This window comes from Bacillus sp. JHAA (genome assembly GCF_036961585.1).
GTDB classification, from domain to species: Bacteria; Bacillota; Bacilli; order Bacillales; family Bacillaceae; genus Bacillus; species Bacillus velezensis.
In genome coordinates, this window is sequence record NZ_JBAMDE010000005.1 from 117,943 (window position 1) to 136,705 (window position 18,763).

At 35.1% G+C, this 18,763-nt stretch carries 23 protein-coding genes and 4 pseudogenes; 8 read left to right on the top strand and 19 right to left on the bottom strand.

Features of this window, described 5'->3' with window-relative positions:
* Window positions 1-16: 16 nt before the first annotated feature.
* From V7728_RS13090 to V7728_RS13120, 7 genes and pseudogenes are all read right to left on the bottom strand, one after another.
* Window positions 17-475 (bottom strand): SMI1/KNR4 family protein, encoded by a 459-nt coding sequence (locus V7728_RS13090; RefSeq protein WP_041482154.1) that lies wholly within the window; start codon window positions 473-475, stop codon window positions 17-19.
* A 2-nt stretch (window positions 476-477) separates the two neighbouring features.
* On the bottom strand, window positions 478-2,277 hold the full coding sequence (locus V7728_RS13095) for a T7SS effector LXG polymorphic toxin (protein WP_099566852.1): 1,800 nt from the start codon (window positions 2,275-2,277) through the stop codon (window positions 478-480).
* A gap of 1,200 nt (window positions 2,278-3,477) precedes the next feature.
* A pseudogene (locus tag V7728_RS13100) lies at window positions 3,478-3,679 on the bottom strand (DUF1093 domain-containing protein); the annotation flags it as partial.
* A gap of 163 nt (window positions 3,680-3,842) precedes the next feature.
* A complete protein-coding gene (locus tag V7728_RS13105) occupies window positions 3,843-4,655 on the bottom strand; it encodes an AlbA family DNA-binding domain-containing protein (protein ID WP_076425307.1) in 813 nt (270 codons plus the stop codon).
* Between the two features lie 49 nt (window positions 4,656-4,704).
* Complete coding sequence (locus V7728_RS13110) at window positions 4,705-5,484, bottom strand: DUF4236 domain-containing protein (protein ID WP_099566853.1); 780 nt, start codon at window positions 5,482-5,484, stop codon at window positions 4,705-4,707.
* Between the two features lie 94 nt (window positions 5,485-5,578).
* Window positions 5,579-5,653 (bottom strand): annotated as a pseudogene (locus V7728_RS13115) (hypothetical protein); the annotation flags it as partial.
* 239 nt (window positions 5,654-5,892) lie between these two features.
* The gene (locus tag V7728_RS13120; RefSeq protein WP_021493954.1) at window positions 5,893-6,144 is read right to left on the bottom strand and encodes a hypothetical protein; all 252 of its coding nucleotides are present in this window, start codon (window positions 6,142-6,144) and stop codon (window positions 5,893-5,895) included.
* Window positions 6,145-6,213: 69 nt separating this feature from the next.
* Between V7728_RS13120 and V7728_RS13125 the strand changes: the two genes are divergently transcribed.
* On the top strand, window positions 6,214-6,396 hold the full coding sequence (locus V7728_RS13125; RefSeq protein WP_076425311.1) for a hypothetical protein: 183 nt from the start codon (window positions 6,214-6,216) through the stop codon (window positions 6,394-6,396).
* Between the two features lie 13 nt (window positions 6,397-6,409).
* Here V7728_RS13125 and V7728_RS13130 read toward each other — a convergent pair whose 3' ends face one another.
* The 5 genes from V7728_RS13130 to V7728_RS13150 form a co-directional block, all read right to left on the bottom strand.
* Window positions 6,410-7,330 carry a hypothetical protein gene (locus tag V7728_RS13130; protein ID WP_076425313.1) on the bottom strand — a complete coding sequence of 307 codons (921 nt, stop codon included), beginning with the start codon at window positions 7,328-7,330 and terminating at the stop codon, window positions 6,410-6,412.
* Between the two features lie 94 nt (window positions 7,331-7,424).
* Entirely contained in the window at window positions 7,425-8,531 is a 1,107-nt protein-coding gene (locus V7728_RS13135; protein ID WP_076425315.1) for an AlbA family DNA-binding domain-containing protein, read from the bottom strand.
* A 64-nt stretch (window positions 8,532-8,595) separates the two neighbouring features.
* Window positions 8,596-9,222, bottom strand: coding sequence for a hypothetical protein (locus V7728_RS13140; protein WP_157773904.1), 627 nt, complete (start codon window positions 9,220-9,222; stop codon window positions 8,596-8,598).
* Window positions 9,223-9,377: 155 nt separating this feature from the next.
* The gene (locus V7728_RS13145; RefSeq protein ID WP_076425319.1) at window positions 9,378-9,596 is read right to left on the bottom strand and encodes a helix-turn-helix domain-containing protein; all 219 of its coding nucleotides are present in this window, start codon (window positions 9,594-9,596) and stop codon (window positions 9,378-9,380) included.
* A gap of 93 nt (window positions 9,597-9,689) precedes the next feature.
* Entirely contained in the window at window positions 9,690-10,220 is a 531-nt protein-coding gene (locus V7728_RS13150; protein WP_223252743.1) for a hypothetical protein, read from the bottom strand.
* 215 nt (window positions 10,221-10,435) lie between these two features.
* On the opposite strand from V7728_RS13150, the gene V7728_RS13155 reads away from it, so the two are divergent.
* Together V7728_RS13155 and V7728_RS13160 are read left to right on the top strand one after the other, a co-directional pair.
* Entirely contained in the window at window positions 10,436-10,732 is a 297-nt protein-coding gene (locus V7728_RS13155; RefSeq protein WP_223252744.1) for an acyltransferase family protein, read from the top strand.
* On the top strand, window positions 10,666-11,211 hold the full coding sequence (locus V7728_RS13160) for an acyltransferase family protein (protein WP_326132867.1): 546 nt from the start codon (window positions 10,666-10,668) through the stop codon (window positions 11,209-11,211). The genes V7728_RS13155 and V7728_RS13160 overlap by 67 nt, the downstream gene beginning before the upstream one ends.
* Window positions 11,212-11,584: 373 nt before the next feature.
* Here the strand turns inward: V7728_RS13160 and V7728_RS13165 are convergent, their stop codons facing one another.
* Together V7728_RS13165 and V7728_RS13170 are read right to left on the bottom strand one after the other, a co-directional pair.
* Window positions 11,585-12,091 (bottom strand): hypothetical protein, encoded by a 507-nt coding sequence (locus tag V7728_RS13165; RefSeq protein ID WP_232515833.1) that lies wholly within the window; start codon window positions 12,089-12,091, stop codon window positions 11,585-11,587.
* Window positions 12,092-12,149: 58 nt separating this feature from the next.
* Window positions 12,150-13,034, bottom strand: a complete 885-nt coding sequence (locus V7728_RS13170) for an NADH dehydrogenase (RefSeq protein WP_076425323.1) — start codon at window positions 13,032-13,034, stop codon at window positions 12,150-12,152.
* A gap of 628 nt (window positions 13,035-13,662) precedes the next feature.
* Between V7728_RS13170 and V7728_RS13175 the strand changes: the two genes are divergently transcribed.
* The 3 genes from V7728_RS13175 to phrK all read left to right on the top strand — a co-directional run bounded on the left by V7728_RS13175 (window position 13,663) and on the right by phrK (window position 15,326).
* On the top strand, window positions 13,663-13,941 hold the full coding sequence (locus V7728_RS13175) for a hypothetical protein (protein WP_080130242.1): 279 nt from the start codon (window positions 13,663-13,665) through the stop codon (window positions 13,939-13,941).
* Window positions 13,942-14,091: 150 nt separating this feature from the next.
* Window positions 14,092-15,207, top strand: coding sequence for a Rap family tetratricopeptide repeat protein (locus V7728_RS13180; RefSeq protein WP_064115743.1), 1,116 nt, complete (start codon window positions 14,092-14,094; stop codon window positions 15,205-15,207).
* Window positions 15,204-15,326, top strand: coding sequence for a phosphatase RapK inhibitor PhrK (gene phrK / locus V7728_RS13185; protein WP_016936664.1), 123 nt, complete (start codon window positions 15,204-15,206; stop codon window positions 15,324-15,326). Before V7728_RS13180 ends, phrK begins: the two co-directional genes overlap by 4 nt.
* Window positions 15,327-15,366: 40 nt before the next feature.
* Here phrK and V7728_RS13190 read toward each other — a convergent pair.
* Window positions 15,367-15,487 (bottom strand): annotated as a pseudogene (locus V7728_RS13190) (DNA polymerase); the annotation flags it as partial.
* Window positions 15,488-15,852: 365 nt separating this feature from the next.
* Between V7728_RS13190 and V7728_RS13195 the strand changes: the two are divergent.
* Window positions 15,853-16,870 (top strand): annotated as a pseudogene (locus V7728_RS13195) (hypothetical protein).
* A 63-nt stretch (window positions 16,871-16,933) separates the two neighbouring features.
* Here V7728_RS13195 and V7728_RS13200 read toward each other — a convergent pair.
* Genes V7728_RS13200 through V7728_RS13210 form a run of 3 tightly spaced genes read right to left on the bottom strand, consistent with a single transcriptional unit; the run spans window position 16,934 to window position 17,886 of the window.
* Complete coding sequence (locus V7728_RS13200) at window positions 16,934-17,293, bottom strand: hypothetical protein (RefSeq protein WP_045926142.1); 360 nt, start codon at window positions 17,291-17,293, stop codon at window positions 16,934-16,936.
* Between the two features lie 5 nt (window positions 17,294-17,298).
* Entirely contained in the window at window positions 17,299-17,634 is a 336-nt protein-coding gene (locus V7728_RS13205; protein WP_223252807.1) for a DUF4879 domain-containing protein, read from the bottom strand.
* Window positions 17,635-17,886 (bottom strand): hypothetical protein, encoded by a 252-nt coding sequence (locus V7728_RS13210; protein ID WP_080130245.1) that lies wholly within the window; start codon window positions 17,884-17,886, stop codon window positions 17,635-17,637.
* A gap of 69 nt (window positions 17,887-17,955) precedes the next feature.
* Here V7728_RS13210 and V7728_RS13215 point away from each other — a divergent pair, with 69 nt between their 5' ends.
* Window positions 17,956-18,069, top strand: coding sequence for a putative holin-like toxin (locus V7728_RS13215; protein WP_079891058.1), 114 nt, complete (start codon window positions 17,956-17,958; stop codon window positions 18,067-18,069).
* Window positions 18,070-18,297: 228 nt separating this feature from the next.
* Here V7728_RS13215 and V7728_RS13220 read toward each other — a convergent pair whose 3' ends face one another.
* Window positions 18,298-18,756 carry an SMI1/KNR4 family protein gene (locus V7728_RS13220; RefSeq protein ID WP_080130246.1) on the bottom strand — a complete coding sequence of 153 codons (459 nt, stop codon included), beginning with the start codon at window positions 18,754-18,756 and terminating at the stop codon, window positions 18,298-18,300.
* Window positions 18,757-18,763: the final 7 nt, after the last annotated feature.

Genomic DNA, 18,763 nt, shown 5'->3' on the forward strand with positions numbered 1-18,763 from the left:
CAGAGGATTTACCAAGTTAATCGTCCCAATCTTCGTCCTCTTCCCAATTTTCTTTTGCTTCTTCAAGCTCTTCCAAGAAAAATTGCAGAAAGTTATCTGCAACCTTGTCACCATAACCGGCTTCATTTGCCCAAACTATTACAGGACATTCGTCGTTTTCCATTTTGTTTGTATCAAGGCAATAAGAGAATTCATCTACATCTTCTATAACGATAATACCGTCACTTAAATTATAATAAGTTCTATATTCCTCAGTAACTGTAACAACCCTTGCAGAAACTTTCCCATGGCCTAGTATATTTACCCCGTAAATTCCACCGGAGCCATATTTATTTAAAAACCACTTATAACTCTCGGGAAGTTTTACATTTAAACGATTTTGTATCTCTTTGATTTTTTCTTCACTTATTCCGCCTGTAAAATCATCATCTTCAGCGTTTTCTTTAATAAATTCTTCAATTTCATGATAAGTCATTGTTACATTTCTCCTTTCTCAAATTGGCTCGCTCTCCATTTCCAATATCTTCGTTGGAAGCTTTTATACTGATTCCGCAACTCCCTGTCATTTCTAAAACTTTCCCCACCTTTTTTCAATCCATGGAGAACTTTTTTATTATTTTGATGAACAGAAGCTGGAATTTCCACCATCGTTCCTGGCTCTTCTTGAATTACATGATGTAAGTTGATTTTTGTGCCATCATTAGCAAAAGGAGCGTCACCTTTTTTCATAAGTTGTAAATTTGTTTTTCCGCTTTCAGCATCAACTTTGTTTATATCAATATCTTTCAACGTGTATACTCTTCGACTTACATCTTTAGTTTTACCCGAAGCTTTTACCTTCCCTTTAACTTCAAAGGCGCCATACTTCTCTTTATTTAGCCAAGGGAGAGTTAATTCCTTACCTGTAAACGGCTTTCTACTCTCATCTAATTTCTTCGCATTAGTTAATAGTTGATTTTTAAGGTTTTGGCTGTCAACCACATTGTATGGTACGTCACCTGCCAGAGCAAGATCATATTTAGAGTTATAAGGAAGCAGTTCTGGAAGTTTAACGTCTTTAATTTTCTTCCCTGCCTGTCCTGCCTTGTTTATGACTTTCCCCGCCGCATCAGCTTTGTTAACGGCTCCTGCGCCTCCGACGACAGCCACAGCTGCTGAACCAATTGCATATGTCACCCATCTTGATCGGGAATACGCATCTCCATTTACCATATCTTTTTGATACGACTCTTCAATTGCCTCTGCAACAGCATCATATGTTTTAACAGGATGAAGTACTGCATTCCCCAGTGCTGACAAGGTTTCTCCCGGATCGGTTATGAAGTCCCATAGACCGGTTACCGTGTCTTTCCCGACATCATATAAACCAACGCCGTCTCCTTTTAAAATATCCCAGGTCACTTCTCCGGCTTCTTCCAGCTGTTTTGCTTGTTCAAGCTGAATGACATATTGCTGCTGAGAAGGTTCAAAGTTTTCATAGCCGATCTTCTTCGCAATTTCCAAATATTCATCCGGATCGGTCACACCGTCAGCGAGCTTTTTCTTCAGATCCTTGATTTCCCGCTCTTTTGCTTCTTCCTTCTTAAACGTTAAATATGTGTCTGAGTGTCTTGCAATCTCGCCTTTTTTCTTATGTATGTCGCTTTCCCTGTACGCCTTGGCGTTATAGTGAAGCGGAGTGGCGTTTTTCCCTTTTCCTGTAGCGTTTTGGAGCTGCTGAAAATCTGCCTGAATGAAATGTTCGTTTGCCTCGGTTTCTGCGTATTCTTTCGTTAGATCATGATCAAGCTTTCCGAGCTTATGTATGGTTTCGCTTCTTTTTTTATCAGCTGAAGACAGCTTCTGCTCTGTGCTTTCGGTTGAAAACAATTCGAGCGAGATAATGTCATCGATCTCATCCAAGATGGAGCGCATATCCTTTTTCTGCTCCTCCATAATTGCCTTTGATTTACTGAGGGCGTGGGTGAGTTCATGCTCCAGAAATGATTCTTCTACATGAGATTCGGAAAGACCTGCGTCTTCGACTTTGCCGGGAAGGCTTGTGAGAAAAGCAATTTTCATATCGATCAGATCAAGCCAACTGTCTGTGACACCGGCGTGATCTTGAAAAAAAGCTTTAATGTTGTCAGCACCTTTGCCTGAAAACTCACTGTCATCTAAGTCAGCCATTCCCTGATAGGCTTTCCTGAGAGTGATAAATTGCGTTCTTAGTTCCTTGTACTCTTTGGTTCTTTTATCCACTTCAGAAAGTAATGACTTCGCTTCAAACACCTTCATATCATTCTCCTTTTTCTGACACTCAACAGTCTAAATTTCACCATAGTATAGGAGAGTTAATGCTATTCCTATAGTTATTTTTACTCAATCCATTGTCCATAAAAGATAAATTACTGAATAAGTCCTTCGCTCTCCAAGGTGTTATACATTACTCGCAGTGTTTTTAAGCGCGTATTTATCGTGCTATCTGATAGATCTCGCTTCTTTTCCTCATCCGATATATAAACGTTCCCCTTAAATTGCACCCAATCATCGCGCATATAGTTATTTTGTAGTGCCGTATTGTATCTCGATCAATAGCCGTAGGAGTCGGCTGTTCTTATCGTGATGAACGTTTGAAATATTCCGTCAAAGTTACCAAGATCACGAAGTTTACGCCTGCATATTCGTTTAATCGGTTTCCCCTTCCGAACATCATCCATAAAAAAAGAACGCCTCCTATTCCAGTTTAATAGAATAAGAAACGTTCAAACACGGTAACGGCTCACGGCTACCCTGTGCCTTAATACGCCTAAGTCATCGACTAAGTCAACGCAATAAAAAACGGCTAGAAACGTTGATATAACGCCTCTAACCGCCGTAGATGATTCCGACTGAGCTCGAACCAGCGACCTCTACCCTGTCAGGACGAGACACGTATTCTGACTAATCTTTAACAATCCTAAATAATTGCCCAAACCCTTGTCATATCAAACTTCGGGATTTAGTTTCCTGATTGATATTTGTTGTTTCTAAGTAGTTTAAAACGTTTGTGTGACTCCATGGTGACACGAAAAGACCCGCTGAACAATTTGTTATGGAGTAACAAAACAAGACTCCATCATTGCCGACATAATTAAAGTAGTGTACAAATCAACATACCTTCACCTTGAGGGTATGCAAAAGAACCGTTTCATTGACTAAAATCAAATTGAGTTAGTTCGAAAAACGCGACTTCGAAAATTTAGGTATCGCTCACCTTGGTCTCACTCTGCATTTTTGTAGACTGAACGATTCTTCACCCAGCAAAAGGAAATGTCTGTTTTGATCCAAAAGGCAATTTGTTCGTTTGCTCTAAGGAGATACACTATATACAATATATAGAGTGGACAGCAGCGCACTAGGTTCGGAAGAGTGTTCCGACCTTTGACCTGATCGGAATAAAGTTCCGACTGATATTCTCTTTGTTCAATTTCATCATTCCTTTAATACAGGTCGTTGTTATTTCTCTAGATTAAATCGGTCTTTGATCTTTTCTGGCAGTTTTATCGGATTTAATAGCTTCAGGTTCTCCAGTATATCCGTCATGGCTCCTCGGCACACGTACAATGTCCCCTTCTTGATAAGGCTTTTCAACAAAGAAAGAGACCATCTTTTTCTATCCTTTCTCGTTATACCCTTCTAAATTGTAAACGTAGTTGCTAAACTTATGAACCCAGCAGCTCCTATAATTGTAGATATAATGTAAGTCCAATTAAGTAAATCCATAAGTCTTCTCCCCTAAGAAAAATTCAGATCCCTCTAATTAAATTCGTATTTTAAGGAGACAAGACTACGGCACTCTCTTGTCCCCTCAATTTTTTGTACTAATTTCTCCAAAAATTTAATTGCTCTGCTACTTCCAAAATACCTTCAATTCTTCTTTTCTTTTTATCAATCATTGTTGCTATAAACTTATCAAAAGATTCAGCCGGATAATGTGGATTTTTTCTATTAGTGTAAAGCTGTGCTGCAAATGTTTGTGCGAGAGATGTAAAAGCATAACTTTTGTTGTTATATTTATTAATATTCCCATATAAACATCTCAATTGTTCTATATGCTCATTCAAAGTTAACGATGAAAGATCGTGATACGTACTATGAACTCGTTTTTTGACCATTTCCTCTATTTCATGGCTGTTTGCCTCTTCAACAGACGTGTTTCTTCTTACATAAATTCTGTTTACTTTGATTCCTGTTGTTTCTTTCTTTGCTAAGAATGGAATGTATCTCAATTGCTTTGGAATGTATACAACCAAAAAAGCTTTTCCTTTCAAATCACCGTAAACATCTTCGTCGGAGTATTTTAAAAGTTGAGAAAAAAACTTAAGCTCATCAGGTACATAATTCCTCAATTTCTTCTCAAAAACTGTTTTATCAAAGTTGTCATCTAATTGTAGCCCAACTGGCTTATATTCTTTATCTTCAATACCAAAAACAATCATTCCTCCACCTGAATTCGCCATTGCAAGGAGAAGCTTTGCTAATTTAAATTCTTCAATTATCTTCTCCTTATAATCAAGAAAATTTGTCTCCCCGTATAAGGAATTGACAAACTCTTTAAATGAACCCACATCAAATTTTTCGTTTTTTATTACATCAAAAAAATCTTGGTAGCCTATTTGCTTTATTTCATCCATTGAATATATACCTACTTTACTTTAAAGTCTAAGTTCACTTAAAAATTCATTAGTTAATATCAAGCAGTTGCTCTTTTTTCTTCGCGAACTCTTCTTCGGTTATTATTCCTTGATCCCTAAGCTCAGCAAATTGTCTAATTTGTTCAGGGATATTTGAGCTTGAAAAAGACACATCATTCATATTTTGATTTGACTGCTCTGCTATCTTTTCTTGAAGATAGGTGAACATTTCGTCAATGCTTCCTTCATCAATTGTTGAAACTGAAATTTCTTTCCCGGCATAATCAAAGATTAGTTTATAACCCGTTAGCCCACTTTTAACTTTTACAAGATCAATCAGATTATAATCAAATTCCACAATCTCGTACTTTGCATATTTATCACCATAATGCAATAACCTATCTGGCATTGCAAAAAGAACGCCGGCATTTCCCATGAAACCATTTAGATTCCCTCTAACGAAAGTCACTATTTGATCTTGATTTATTCGATTGGCTGCATGACTAAATATTTTTTGAAGATCTTTCGATGGTTTTTTATATTTTTTGCTCAAGGAACTATAGACTTCCTGAATAGGGTTTGGGAATGAAGTAGCTTGAACTCTTGCCTGATCTGAAGATATTGTTTTATTTTTAGACCTTTTAGAATTCACGGTATTACTATAAGAAATACCCGTACCTGGAATTCCTACAGTGGTTGTGGTTCTACCTTTAGTGTTTGTTGATATACGTGCCCCTTTAACACCGGCACTGATGCCGACACTTTTTGAGTTAATGTTCAGTTTAACTCCTGGAGCAATTTTGACACTTTTTCTAAATTTAAACCCCATTGTATACCCCTCACTTTTGGTTAGTTAATTTTTCCTATGCCTTACTCTATCATCATTTGATTATTTTTTCCATCTGCTATCTCCTTATATCTGGTTAAAGTCTCTTCCATTCAACATACTCAAATCGATGCTGATAAAGGTCTTCCAGGATTGCGGCCCATTCACTCCAGTACACCTGGACACTCCTCACCTAGTAATAACTTCAATTTGTCTTATGGCAGAAGTGGCTTTAAACTCTGTATGTAGCCCGTTTGAGATCACTAAAGCTTCTGACATTGTAGTAAACTTAGAAGCGCCATGACCCCCTTAGATACTATATAACCACTGCCTTTTAATTTAAATGACTTGAAGTAATAGTAATTATTATTTTCAAATTAAATAATAAAAAGGTATCGATAACCGGCATAGCTAACTCCTCTTCAGCAGACCAGCAATTTTTATGGCCAGTGGCAGCAACCCAATTAATATGTAAAACACCATGATATTTATTTTATTCTTAAAGAACAGTTCAATCATATTTTGCTCCATACCTGGTGGAAATGAATCAATCAGTTCCTGCTTAAACTCTTCATCATAAACCTGATCAACAAATAAGGCCTTAAATCCCGTTAGAAAGCCAACACCAAGCCAGAGTATTAAGAAATATGCTATTCCAATCAAATTAAAGCCCTCCTTATATACATCGTCTGGTATTATAGTAGTGTTAAATACTTTGTGTAGGTGAAATAAATGAAAGAGAAAGATTTTGAGACTAATGGCTACGATGTAACAGTTGTATATGATTATAAGGAGTACCCCGATGTTAAATATGGACGCTGCGACAATTGCAATTATACTTTGTTCAAAAGCTCTGTAAAAAGCGGTATATTCTTGCGTGAATGTCGGCGATGTGGTATGAAAAAGAGCATTTAGTTTAATGCTCTTTTCAGTAAAACTCTGTGTCTATTTCATAAATTTTAATAGTAGGAACAACTGCTTCACCATCAAAAGTTTCGATAGTCTCCTTTCCAATCGCAGTTGCTTTAACACCAACAAGAACAGATCTTTTTTCAGAAGTGCCTGCTTCAATTTGTTTTTTTAATTCCCAGGTTATACTCCCAACATCACTTTTCACAGTTTTTTTCCCGATATAACATTTTATAATGTCTTTGTTTGCATCTCTTAAAAGAAAATAAGGGTTAGCCAATTTAAGATGTCTCCACTCTGACATCCATAGATAACCTAACAAATAAAAAGCATGACCAAGTTTTTTATTTTCAATATCATTACTTAATTTTCCTCGATCCTGTATCAAGTAAAGAACACACTGATCTTGCAATTCTCCATATATCTTTCTTTGAATCTCCTTATCATATGCAGCAAGTTCTTTTTTCAAAGTAAAGAAAGATCTCACACTAATAAGCTTTTGAATATATGGTTTAGTAATTTCCTTTATTGATTTATTTACAGTTACAGTGGCGCGATTGGAAATTTCTGTATTATAAGACCCGCTATTATTAAAATAGGTTTGCTCTTCTTCTAGTGGCACAACCCACTTTACCTCATTGTATTTTGTCCTTTTTTCATTTACTTCAAATACATCCACATATTCATCAGGAATTAGATAACTACAACCATTTATATGGTTGTTTGGCTTACCGTTTGGTAGTCTCCGCAAAAAGAAATATGGTTTAGGGTTCTTACCACACCCCTTATTATGACTTAATTTAGCGTTGCAATTTGTATTTGGACAATAAAAAACTTGGCTTCTATCCTTCATTATTTTTGTAACATCTCTTGCATAAATCGATTTTAAAGTTCCATTTACCTCTATATGTGCTTTTTGAATTGATCTTCCTCTCCCCATTGTAGTTACTTACCTCCATTAAATTTTCTTTTAATTACGAATGAGGATGGGAAAAGTTTCAAACTTCTTTATAAAACACTTCTTTTATTAAATTTTATTTTTTCCCCTCTCTAAAGCCATATAACATTTCCCTAAGGACTTTCCCTGTTATAATTTGGCTCTTTTTAACCTCGTTGTCTGTTGAGTAGTAGGCATCTTCCTTATCTTTAAATTTAGACAGGAATTGATTTTGATTGACTTGAACATAATCAGCAAAATCTTCTTTTTCTGCTTCAGAATTGAATACTAAGATTACTTCAAAGAAATTCCTTCGTGCTATTATTCCCTCATAATTTTCTTCATTAAGTAAAAGGTCATTCAATTTATAATCGTTTTCATTATGAATATAATATCTAAAACTAAACTTTTCATTTATATCAAAAACAATAAAACCCCATTTAGGAGTGACTACTCTAAAACGACCAGCATCCAAAATTGCTGTATTGTATCCCTCTAATATAGTTCCATTAAATTTTAATTTAATCTTTTGATAACTTGTGTGCTCATTATCCATACAGTATGAATAAAATGCAGGATCTCCACTTTCATAGTCGCCATATTCCAATGAATATTCGGGATTATAGAGGTGATAAAAACCCACTTCATTTTCAACCCAATCATTCGAGTTATTTAGCAGAAATGATACTCTTTCAATTACTGTCTTGTTCAAGCCAAACCTCTTTTTCCATAAAGACTCTATAGTAGAGAAACTTGCCCCTTGATCAATTGGTGTATTTGTATCACCAAATCTGCTGTAAACAATGCCTTGTTTAATTTTTTTATAACTTTTTCCCCTTTTGGAGAGAATAAATGGAACTGAATAAGAATTTAATATAATTAATATGTCCAATGCTTTTCCTTCTATCTCAATATGTTCAAGTTTAATGTTTGGGGTTTCCCCGGAAAAAGGAAAGCTGTTAACCATATTGATCAAATCAGCTTGTTTTTTTCTTTCGTGCTCACCAAGACCAACTACTTCACCATCATCTTTAACACCGACTATAATAAAACAGTCTCGATCATGAACAGTATTAGAGAAGCATAAAATATCGTGAATTAAAAGTTCATTAAAAGAATGCCACTTTTCTTTGAAGTCCCAAAAGTCACCTTCTCTCTTTAATCTGATTAAATCTTTAACTAGTCTAATTAGGTTATAATTCATTTTACTTATGACTCTCCCCAAAATCGTAGTTTTATATGGATTGAAAGACTATTGAAAATAACGTTTAATGATTATATTCTTCAACCCCCGCAGAAGATAATACAACAGAGTAAGTTGAATTACCGATCATTATATTGTCAACTCTTTTTATTGCTTTAGAATAAAGTTTAGAAAGGTTTTGAGGGAATTGATAATAAAGTGGTTGTTTGGCTATTTCACTCCCTATAAAATTTACTGTTTCATCTGTAAGCAAGTCCTCTTGATCCGGATTGTTGGAGTGCATCTTTATAGCCGCCTCTCTTTCGACTCCAATGTAGTCATCATCTGAAGAAAAAGAGTATAATTTCGGCTGATTTTGATTTATATATCCGAGGAAAAACACCGAAATTGGGGGTATGTCAGGATAACTTGTTTCAAAAAATGTTTTTCCATTCTTAAATGCCTCTTTGAAAAATATTAGAGGATCAATATAATTGTTTATTCCATCTATTTTCGCATCAATGTATTCAAATGCTTTTTTTGCTATATCTGCTCTTCCAGCAAAAGAAACAATGTACTTATCCTTTATAATCTTAATCTTCCTGTAATCATCAGAAACTACCTCAAATCCTTGACCAAAACCGTTAGATTTGGTTACTCTTTTATCAGCAGTCATAATTATGCTATTATCTGAAATTACTGTTATCACCATCGTCATTCATTCATCATGCCCTTTCCATAACAAACTTTATTGAATCCTTGGAACACAATGTCCTAGATGTCTTATATCTGGTTAAAAGTACGATTTTATGTGGACTCAGAAAATTTGAAAGTATTTACTGTTCTTGTAACTTTAGTATACCATGATCACTTTAAGTGATCAATATCTTTTTTGTAAATCAACAGCTCATGCAATTCAATGTCTAAATATGTACAGACTTTATCCAACAGATCCCTTGGGTATCGCTCCATTTCGTCATGATACAGCTTCCTGACTGTGTTAAAACCATGATTAATATCATTGGACAGCTTTCGAATACTGATATTCCTTTCGTCTAATATTGGCTTTAAATTTGATTTAATCAATATTACTACCTCGCATTCATTATGTATGATCACTTTAAATTATCATTATATCCATAAAAAAGGTCAAGGATATACCTTGACAATGTATTAAGCTTACCAATCAAATGAATCTTCATGTTCAAACCCATAAATACCTTTAATCCACACATCTCCGCAGCCTGGATTTTTTGTAATCTCTAACATATGATTACGATTAGCATCTCCCTCTACTCGATCTGTAGCAGTATAGTCGGCATAGTTCCCTACAAACTGTTTCTCACTACGTGGAAATACCCAGCCAGCAAGAGTTATCCTACTGATTTTCATATTTAGAGTACACCCTTCTGCATTGCTAATTGTGAATTTGTAGAAGAACCAAGTGCGATCATAATTCCGATCAAAATAATCTGCCATTGAAAAACTCTCTGAATCCTCACTCATGTGAAAATTCACATTTTTGTAGTCTAATGTAAGCTTCGCCTCAGCACTTGGTGTGTTAAAACTCAATATAAAACCAATGCAATGCAAATCACAACCAAAAAGATTAGCTTTTTCATTCCCTCTCCCCCTTTTCCAAATTATACTATATTTGAAATAAAGGTGAAAGAACAGGCAGAAGCTTCGTGATTTATCTGTATTCTTCATGATATAGCTAGATATACATGTATCTATGAATATCTACGTGTATTTATAAGTATCTACACCTCCCTATATCACACAAATACATCTTATTGAGAACAAAAATATTTATTTTAGTTCATTTTCAAGAACAAATCTTCCATTTTTATGATATAATCATCACTGCTTATAGGTAACCTTACTGCTTATTCGACATATGGTATAGGAAAGAGGTTCTTTTAATGAATGTAAAACACTCTAATTGTTTCTTTCTTGTCAGGCTTTTTGCTGCTCTTTGTGTGTTGATTGGTCATGCTACAAGAGATCTAAACATTTCTGTCTTTGGCTATACTCCAGGGAGTAAAGCAATATTTCACACCGGCATATCGATCTTCTTTTTTCTAAGCGCATTTTTTCTTTTCACTTCTTATGAGAGATACAAGCTTAAAGGAAATAATGTAACGGATTTTTATTGGAGCCGAATTATCAGGATCGCACCCGCAATTTACACCTATACTATTGCCTCACCATCCTGTTAATTGTTCTAGGAGCTCTTTCATTAACAGTATTCACTACTAAAGAGTACTGGTCATGGCTTCTTAGCAATTTTGTGTTATACCCTCAATACTTCCCTGACATATTCCATCACATTGGCACAGGTCGCCTTAACGATTCACTTTGGACAATTCCTGTTCAGATTAGCTTTTACCTGGTGTTACCCGCAATTTATTGGTTTTATAAATGCTTCGGATTCAAAAAAATGATTCTTTGTTCTTTTGCTGTTTCCGCTTTTAGTGTGCTGATTTCTTTCGTGGCTTTGAAGTTCTTGCCAGGTAATGTAATCGGCAGCCTATACTTACATTCTTTTTTGCCGCAGATGTTTTATTTCACCTTGGGCATCTTCTGGGCAAAGGCATGGAGTAAGTCACCGCGGCATATTGTTTTATTCTTATCTTCAATAATTTTATTTTTATTCTTTAAATTTGACCTTCTACATCTCTACATCTCAGCTCAATAAACAGCACATTATGGAACTTTTCATGGTTCGTCCCCCTAAGCTATGCAATCGTCTGGTTCGGTTACAATGGGCCGAAGATATTGTGGCAGCTGAACCGGTTAGATGATATCAGTATGGGGATTTTCATATGGCACATGGTGATCATCAACATCTTCTTATACACTGGAATTAATAAAACATTGTCTGATTACCCGCTGATCATAGCCCTAATTGCTGTTACTGCTGCATCCGCATTTCTTTCGTACAGAATAGTGGAAAAACCCGCTCTTAAATTACGTAATATCAAGAAAAACAAACCAGTCAAAGCAAGGATTGCGAGCTAACTGCAAGGGCTGTTCTTATGTAGGCAGCCCGATTCCCGTTGATGTTTTGTTCACCAATTCCAATCTCCAGTTGGCTTATACATAAGCTCAATATCAATATAGGTTTTATAATTACCCTTAGGAAATTTAACCAGAACAATCTCACCCTTTTTAGGAACAAAATCTACATCGTTCCTCCAAAATTTAATTGTTTTAGCTACTTCCTTAGTAATTGGTGTTGTGTGATAACCATAGCTTTCGGCTTGACTACTAGAGATCACGTTGCCTCTATAAACATATTCGTCTTGTCCATTACGTGATTGAATTTCCCTGGTTGTTAAATCATATGCGTAAATGTCATATTCCTTATTCTCTTCTCGGCTTAAATATTTGTCATTAAGCGCTTCACTTTCTTGACTTGAATCATTGTCATAATAACTTTTTCTTTCATTTTCATCATCGTGATTTTCCTCTAATTGAGTATCCACATAAACTTCTGTATTGTTGTTAAATTTACTACACTGAACTATAAGAAATACCCCGATAATACCCAAACATAAAATTATTAACTTTTTCATCACTTCTCCTTTAGTTTCTTCGTCATCCCTCATGCTGTTGTACATATTTTAAAGTAACTTAAATGATTTTTTTATCGATACAATGCATATCGAATCCTTGTTTTATAATTCTTGCCTTTCCATTTGCTGCAGACCAACTTTCACTTATCTTTTCAATAAAAGAAAAAAGTTTGTGCTCTAATTTTCCGGGCGTAATCTTCATAACATTGCGAAAGATTTTTCTATAGCGAAAACTTTCTTCAAACTCAATCATAAATTCATTTAATTGCTTATTCCAAGTGTCCAACTTTTGATCGTTGAGACTGTAGGAAGATCGTTTAAATGAGTAAGGCGGATCTATAGAATAGAGTGCTACGGGCATACCTTTGTAAAGGATTTCTGAATAGTATCGAGTATTTTTAACTCCCCAGCTAAGGTCATTCTCCTCAAAATACTTATTAATCTGTGATTCTAATTCTTTAAATCTTAAGTATGATTTATATAAGGAAGGATTCTTTCTTGCTCTAGTTACTTGAGCATAAATTGTTGGAGCTCCTGTTATCTTGGCCCAAATTGTACGGTGTGTTCCATCACCGTAAACAGCATAAAAGTCGTCATCTTCATAATGAATCAATTTCACTGGTGAGTGTTGATAATAAGTGTGGAATTCTTCTAGGCTTTGTTTTTTCAAGTATTCAAAAGCTTTTTCACATCGGCCGATGTCAATATTATCTGTACCGTTATAACATGCGTGATCAAACCAAGACACACCACTGGTTCCCCTGAACCCTAAACCCTTAATTTTTTTTAACGGAACATCCCGATATAGTTTTTCGCTCTTTCCGACTTTATCATAATACAATTCATATGGATACTCACTTATATTTGCGGTTTCCTTCATTTCCTTAATATGAAATTCAAATACACCCTTTTCAAGAAGCAATTTTTCAAGTTTATTTTTCAAATCTCTCCCCCCAAGCAGTCGGACGTCTAAATGTCATTGGCAACTCAAGCCTATAGGTGAATTTTACATTTTTTCTTTGCGATGATAAAGAATCGTTTTGAAAATCTAATTAAACTGCTGTTTTATCTTAATTTAAAGCCATTAAAATGTGATGATCAACGATCCAACAAGTTTCCCCCTCAAAACTTTTGCCATCACAGCTTGAAATTATCGGTCTGTCTCCGAAAGCTTTGGCATACGCAATCACATAATATTCAGCAGTGATATCTATCTTAGGGAGACCACCGCCTAAATAGCTCGGGGAGTTTATCTCCTCTTTTTTTCATTTTTAATTAATGATTATTGATCATGCAAATAGGATCTGGATATATCGGGAGCCCAATGCTTGAGAAGTCAGAATCTAACCATGAAGTGATCCCTTCTCCTCCTGAGACATGGACGATTAAATATTCTTTCTATAAGTTCAGCTTTTCAAATGATCAGGAATGCCACGTATCAATCAATGGTGGCGATCCTATCAATTTAAGAGCTGGACAAGGCTTTCAAATGGAAGCTCATGAATCACCTATCACAAGCTTCAAGATTTCTGAGTCAGGAATAACATATAACTTTTTGGGGGCGCGCATAAATGAGTTTCTTCAATCCGATTGTTAATGTCTCAATTGTCACTGGGAAGTCTGCTTATGATATTGCAGTGGACAATGGTTTTTCAGGAACTGTAGAGGAATGGTTAGCTTCATTAAAAGGTGAAAAAGGCGATACTGGAGCTACAGGTGCAACCGGGGTTAAAGGAGCTACTGGTGCTGCTGGTAAAGATGGAAAATCAGCATATGAATTAGCCGTTCAACAAGGTTTCTCAGGAACATTAGATGAATGGCTTGCCTTACTAAAAGCAACAGCAAACTGATCACGTACCCTTCTCTAACGAGGAGGGTATTTTTTTCGTTTTTTCAAATTAGAAAATCCCAAAATCTCTACATCCTTTTACAATTTTTTCAATGACTATGTTATGATTATCCCCAAAGGATTTTTGAAATTTTCAGAAAGAGGGGTTTGGATGAGCAAGATCGCTTCAGAAGTTGTTGCTACTACACTGAATGATTGGTACATTGCTATAAAGAAACAAAAGGTACATGAGTCAATAAAATATTACTCAGAGATTAAAAGCCTGTTCGATGATATGGAAGAGGATCAAGAAGTTCTTGCATATTACAGTTTATTAGAAGAAAGACACAAAATGTTGCTACACTCTTCACGCGGAGAGCCTTTACAAAAGCACACTTATTTCACTGAAGAGAATGAAAATTTCATAAAAAGAACGAACGATAAATTGGAATATAACTTTTATTTATTCGAAGCAATGTACGAGGCATACAACAAAAATTATGATCGAGCAATTAACTTATATGGATTAGCGGAGAAAAAGCTTGCAGAAATTCCGGATGAAATTGAAGCAGCTGAATTCTACTCCAAGGTCTCCTACTTATACACTCTTGTTAAACAAAGCATTGTGGCACAACACTACATCAAGAATGCAATTGCAATATATAAGCGACACCCTGATTATAAATGCAAACTGGCAACTTCAACAATGATTGCGGCTGCAAACTATTCCGATATGAAACGGTTTGAAGAGTCAGAAACATATTATTTAGAAGCAATAGACATTGCACAAGAAACAAAGGATGAATATTTGGAAGCTCAGTTATATCACAACCTTAGTATCGTGTATTCTGATTGGGACAAACCTGATAAGTGCATTAAATCTCTCGAAAAAGCTATTGGAAATGAATCTTGGATGAATTCAAATTATTATATAAATTCTTTATTCATGATGATTAAGGAACTATTTAAAATTGACGAAAAAATGAAAGCCATTAATTTTTACAATAAAGCACAGGAAAGACTCATATTAATGGAGAATAAGATATACGAAGCCAAAATTAGCATCCTATACAACCTATATTGTGGTGAATTAAAAAACAACTTCAATAATTGCATCCGTTATATTGAGTTTTTAAAACAACAAAATGACCTTGAAAGTGTAGATGAATTGTCCTACATAGCTGCAAAAAGGTTTGAATCAATAGGTGCTTTTGAAGAAGCAACAAGCTTTTTCAATGAAAAAATTTGGGCTGAACAGAAAATGAATCAGGTGGAGGGAATCTTATGAAAAAAATTGTGCTTTGCGTATCTATTTTAACTGTAATTTTAAGTGGGGTAGCTTTAACGCAATTGAGTACAGATTCACCATCTAACATCCAGGTAGCTGAAAGGCCAGTCGGAGGTTAAAAATTAATTTAGCCCTACTCATATGAGTGGGCTTTTTATTTTATGATTTGTGATCACCTGTCAAACCTGCTCTATGCAAAGCTGTGCCTCCAGGTGTATAAGAAACAGCTCGTAAGATCGCTTTTAGATCCGTATTTATTTCTTATCCAGTCCATAACAAAATTATGGAAGCATGGGCTGGAAAAGGGTAAGGAATTATCAGAACAACTGGAGTAAGCGATTCAAAAGCATAAGGGCGCAGATATCTATGATAAGGTAAAGGCTCAGACATATGCTAGTAGTAAAACAGGTAAGCCTTATTCAGTAGCTGCAACCAAAAAAGCACAAATAAATAGTATTGCTCTAAACTTGTGTGGCAAGCATACAAAAACACAAAAGGAACAGACCTAAACAGTAATGGAGAAGCACTTGTCACATCTGGATATTGACCGCTCATCAAAAACTGTCTGCTCCTAATCATTTAATTTACTTGCAGATTTATTCTGCAAGTGTCTTTTTATTTTATATAAAAGATAAGGAGCGTTATATGAAAAAGTCTTATGTTTTATATGGGATTTCAGGAGTTCTAATTGGTGCAATAGTTATATTGTTGATCAATGCATTCTTTATAAATAAAGGTGAACACTCTGTAAGTACTTCTAAAATTAATCCAACCGAGGATAAAATCTTTTTTATCTATTCAAATCCACTCATCAAGAAAAGCGTACTCATATCCACATCCCAAGGAGAAAAATTCAATAAACGATACTTTAAGGTACCGGATATACCCATATATCCAAAAAAAACCTTCTTCAGACGATATCGTCTTGTTAGCTGAACATGAACCATATTATTACACATTAAATAACAACACCATTAAGGAACATCAATTGTCCAATCCATTTGCTTTTTGGTATCAAGGAGAGGATGTTATCGTAAAAGCCTATAATGTCGACACCAATGGAAATGAACTGAAAGTAAATGATAAAAAGTTCAATAAAAAATATAGCCTGACTTTGCCTACCCTCGTAACCATGGGAGGAAGCGATAAGAGGTATATTTACATCATTCAAGGAATGTCTATGTACGTCATTGATAGAAAAAAAGAAGAAATTATAAAAACGATTGGATTAGCTTCCTATGGAGATGTATTTGATCACTCTGAAAAATATGTTGTGGCTAGCTCAGAAAATGAACTAACTGTAATCGAAAAAGGATCCTGGAAATCAAAATTCATAAAATATCCTGATGATCTTGAACAAGCGGACACTGTATATTACGACAAAAAAAGCAACAAATTTTACGTTACATATATTAACAAATCCCGATACACCTGCTTACTTGAGTACGGTCAAGATTTTTCTTTTGAAAAATTCGATTTACAATTTCCATATATGAATGCAAAGTTTAAAGATCAAAAACTTTATGTGATTTCACAAGAGGAAAACAAAAAAGGCATTGGTGGCTATATGGGGATTTTTGATATCCGTACTAAAAAGAAACTTAATGAATTTGATTTGCCTGAAGAAGAAACAAAAGTGCAGGACTTTATGGTTTTAGATTAAACATAAAGAATAGGTGCAAAGCAAAAAGCCCCTTCCTGTACGATAAGGGGCTTTGATTTTAAATTAAATAGATGTTTTATACGCGTTAATTGCTTGATTTCTCAAAAGCATATTATCTTTCGTAACCATTCCGAGATTGTATGCTTGTTTGATGATATCCAGCACTTGATTATCAGTTTCAGTTACAGCTCGTCCCCCAGTTATTCTGGACTTCCAGTAATCAAACTGGTGATTTAACTCTGAACTGCTTTTAAGGTTTTTATTATCAACTACTTTGCCATTCTCCAGCGCTTCTTTGAATTCAGTAAAACCAATTGAACATTGCTGATTCGAACTAATTCCTGCGCCTTCTGTCGCTAAACTGCAAAACGCTAAAAACTTCGGATCTTTCGTGATATTGTAAGAGTTATTTAGACCTTCCATAACATTCACCCTCTCTCGAATTTTACAACGTTGCTATAAATGATTTTCATGTTTTTCCCAAGACCTTCAACTTGAATCTCATTTGAAGGAAGTTCGTTCATTGGAATTTCTATCACAACTTTGTTTTGTCCAAGTATAGGGTCATATTTGTATATGTTCGCTTCACCTTTGTATAACAAATTTCTCCCATCCACTGCTTTAATGACGGTTGAATTTGTATAGCCCATAAAGCGAACCTTAATATGCAGCTTGTCACCTTTCAAAACATTTGTTGCATTTGGTTTGCTGCTTGTAATGGATTCCCAAGCAAATTTGTTGCCATCTGATGTGACGGAAAGAATCTAAAGACTGTAAAGCGGTACTGCTTCAACTGCTTTTGCTCTCGATGTGTGAATGGAAAACATCGTTGTAACAGCAAGAAGTGTAATTGTTACTAAACTAAGTACATTTTTCAATTCTTTAACCCCATTGGTATTATTCCACATGTTATTTATCGGTAATTCCAGCGAGATATTTAACTTAAATACAAAAAAAGAACCTGATTCTAACATGGTTCTTTTCGTTTTAGTAACTGAATGGGTTTTTAACGACATATAAATGATTCCTGTACATTAAGTATGCTTACTTAAGGGAGTCTTGCTCCCCCCTATAGAAAGGGGGTGATGCTTATGTCAACATTTCAGGCATTAATGTTAATGCTTGCATTCGGGTCGTTTATAATCGCCCTGTTGACGTATATAAATAAAAATAGACCTCCCTTAAGCCTCAGAACCTGAAGGGATGGGTCTACTAAGAAACCGCATCGAGTAAGCCTTTTGACGGGGTGTGATCAACACCATACTCTTTTATTTTATGCATTTCTTATTAAAGAAATACACTATAACCAGTTTATATTTTACAGTTTGATTATAACAGATTAAACGAAACCATTGGAATTATTTACAAAAAATTTATTTATTGGATAAAACCATTTTTTATAGATCACACAAGTGTAATACTTTTGCTTAAGCGTCCCAGTCTTCATCCTCAATCCAGTCGTCTTTCGCTTCTTCTAGTTCCTCTATTAAAAACTCTAGGAATGTGCTACTAACTTGTTTACCATATCCCTCTTGGTTATCCCAAAGAATGACGGGGCATTCACCATTTTTCATCTTGTTAGTATCAAGACAATAAGAAAATTCATCTACATATTCGATAACTACGAGACCATCAGAAAGGTTATAATACTTTTTATATTCATTGGTCTGTTCGACAACTTCAGCACCGTGAGAGTCATAACCGAGTATCATAGTCCCGTATGCTCCCCCTGAACCATACTCAGTTAAAAACCATTTATAGCTGTCTGGAAGAGTTACATTGAGATGCTCTTCTATTTCTCTAATCTGGTCTTCAGTGACTCCCCCCGTGAGAATTGAATTTTCTTTATTTTCATCAAAGAAAGTTTTTATTTTCGAATAATCCATTAAACTT

What these genes read in the sequence shown, in the direction of transcription:
- V7728_RS13150 (WP_223252743.1), bottom strand. Translation starts at nt 10,220, where the DNA reads ATGAAGAATACAGATAAATCACGAAGCTTCTGCCTGTTCTTTCACCTT.
- V7728_RS13105 (WP_076425307.1), bottom strand. Translation starts at nt 4,655, where the DNA reads ATGGATGAAATAAAGCAAATAGGCTACCAAGATTTTTTTGATGTAATA.
- V7728_RS13095 (WP_099566852.1), bottom strand. Translation starts at nt 2,277, where the DNA reads ATGAAGGTGTTTGAAGCGAAGTCATTACTTTCTGAAGTGGATAAAAGA.
- V7728_RS13130 (WP_076425313.1), bottom strand. Translation starts at nt 7,330, where the DNA reads ATGGGGAGAGGAAGATCAATTCAAAAAGCACATATAGAGGTAAATGGA.
- V7728_RS13175 (WP_080130242.1), top strand. Translation starts at nt 13,663, where the DNA reads ATGAGTTTCTTCAATCCGATTGTTAATGTCTCAATTGTCACTGGGAAG.
- V7728_RS13180 (WP_064115743.1), top strand. Translation starts at nt 14,092, where the DNA reads ATGAGCAAGATCGCTTCAGAAGTTGTTGCTACTACACTGAATGATTGG.
- V7728_RS13220 (WP_080130246.1), bottom strand. Translation starts at nt 18,756, where the DNA reads ATGGATTATTCGAAAATAAAAACTTTCTTTGATGAAAATAAAGAAAAT.
- V7728_RS13125 (WP_076425311.1), top strand. Translation starts at nt 6,214, where the DNA reads ATGAAAGAGAAAGATTTTGAGACTAATGGCTACGATGTAACAGTTGTA.
- V7728_RS13200 (WP_045926142.1), bottom strand. Translation starts at nt 17,293, where the DNA reads ATGGAAGGTCTAAATAACTCTTACAATATCACGAAAGATCCGAAGTTT.
- V7728_RS13210 (WP_080130245.1), bottom strand. Translation starts at nt 17,886, where the DNA reads ATGTCGTTAAAAACCCATTCAGTTACTAAAACGAAAAGAACCATGTTA.
- V7728_RS13090 (WP_041482154.1), bottom strand. Translation starts at nt 475, where the DNA reads ATGACTTATCATGAAATTGAAGAATTTATTAAAGAAAACGCTGAAGAT.
- V7728_RS13135 (WP_076425315.1), bottom strand. Translation starts at nt 8,531, where the DNA reads ATGAATTATAACCTAATTAGACTAGTTAAAGATTTAATCAGATTAAAG.
- V7728_RS13155 (WP_223252744.1), top strand. Translation starts at nt 10,436, where the DNA reads ATGAATGTAAAACACTCTAATTGTTTCTTTCTTGTCAGGCTTTTTGCT.
- V7728_RS13215 (WP_079891058.1), top strand. Translation starts at nt 17,956, where the DNA reads ATGCTTATGTCAACATTTCAGGCATTAATGTTAATGCTTGCATTCGGG.
- V7728_RS13110 (WP_099566853.1), bottom strand. Translation starts at nt 5,484, where the DNA reads ATGGGGTTTAAATTTAGAAAAAGTGTCAAAATTGCTCCAGGAGTTAAA.
- phrK (WP_016936664.1), top strand. Translation starts at nt 15,204, where the DNA reads ATGAAAAAAATTGTGCTTTGCGTATCTATTTTAACTGTAATTTTAAGT.
- V7728_RS13140 (WP_157773904.1), bottom strand. Translation starts at nt 9,222, where the DNA reads ATGGTGATAACAGTAATTTCAGATAATAGCATAATTATGACTGCTGAT.
- V7728_RS13165 (WP_232515833.1), bottom strand. Translation starts at nt 12,091, where the DNA reads ATGAAAAAGTTAATAATTTTATGTTTGGGTATTATCGGGGTATTTCTT.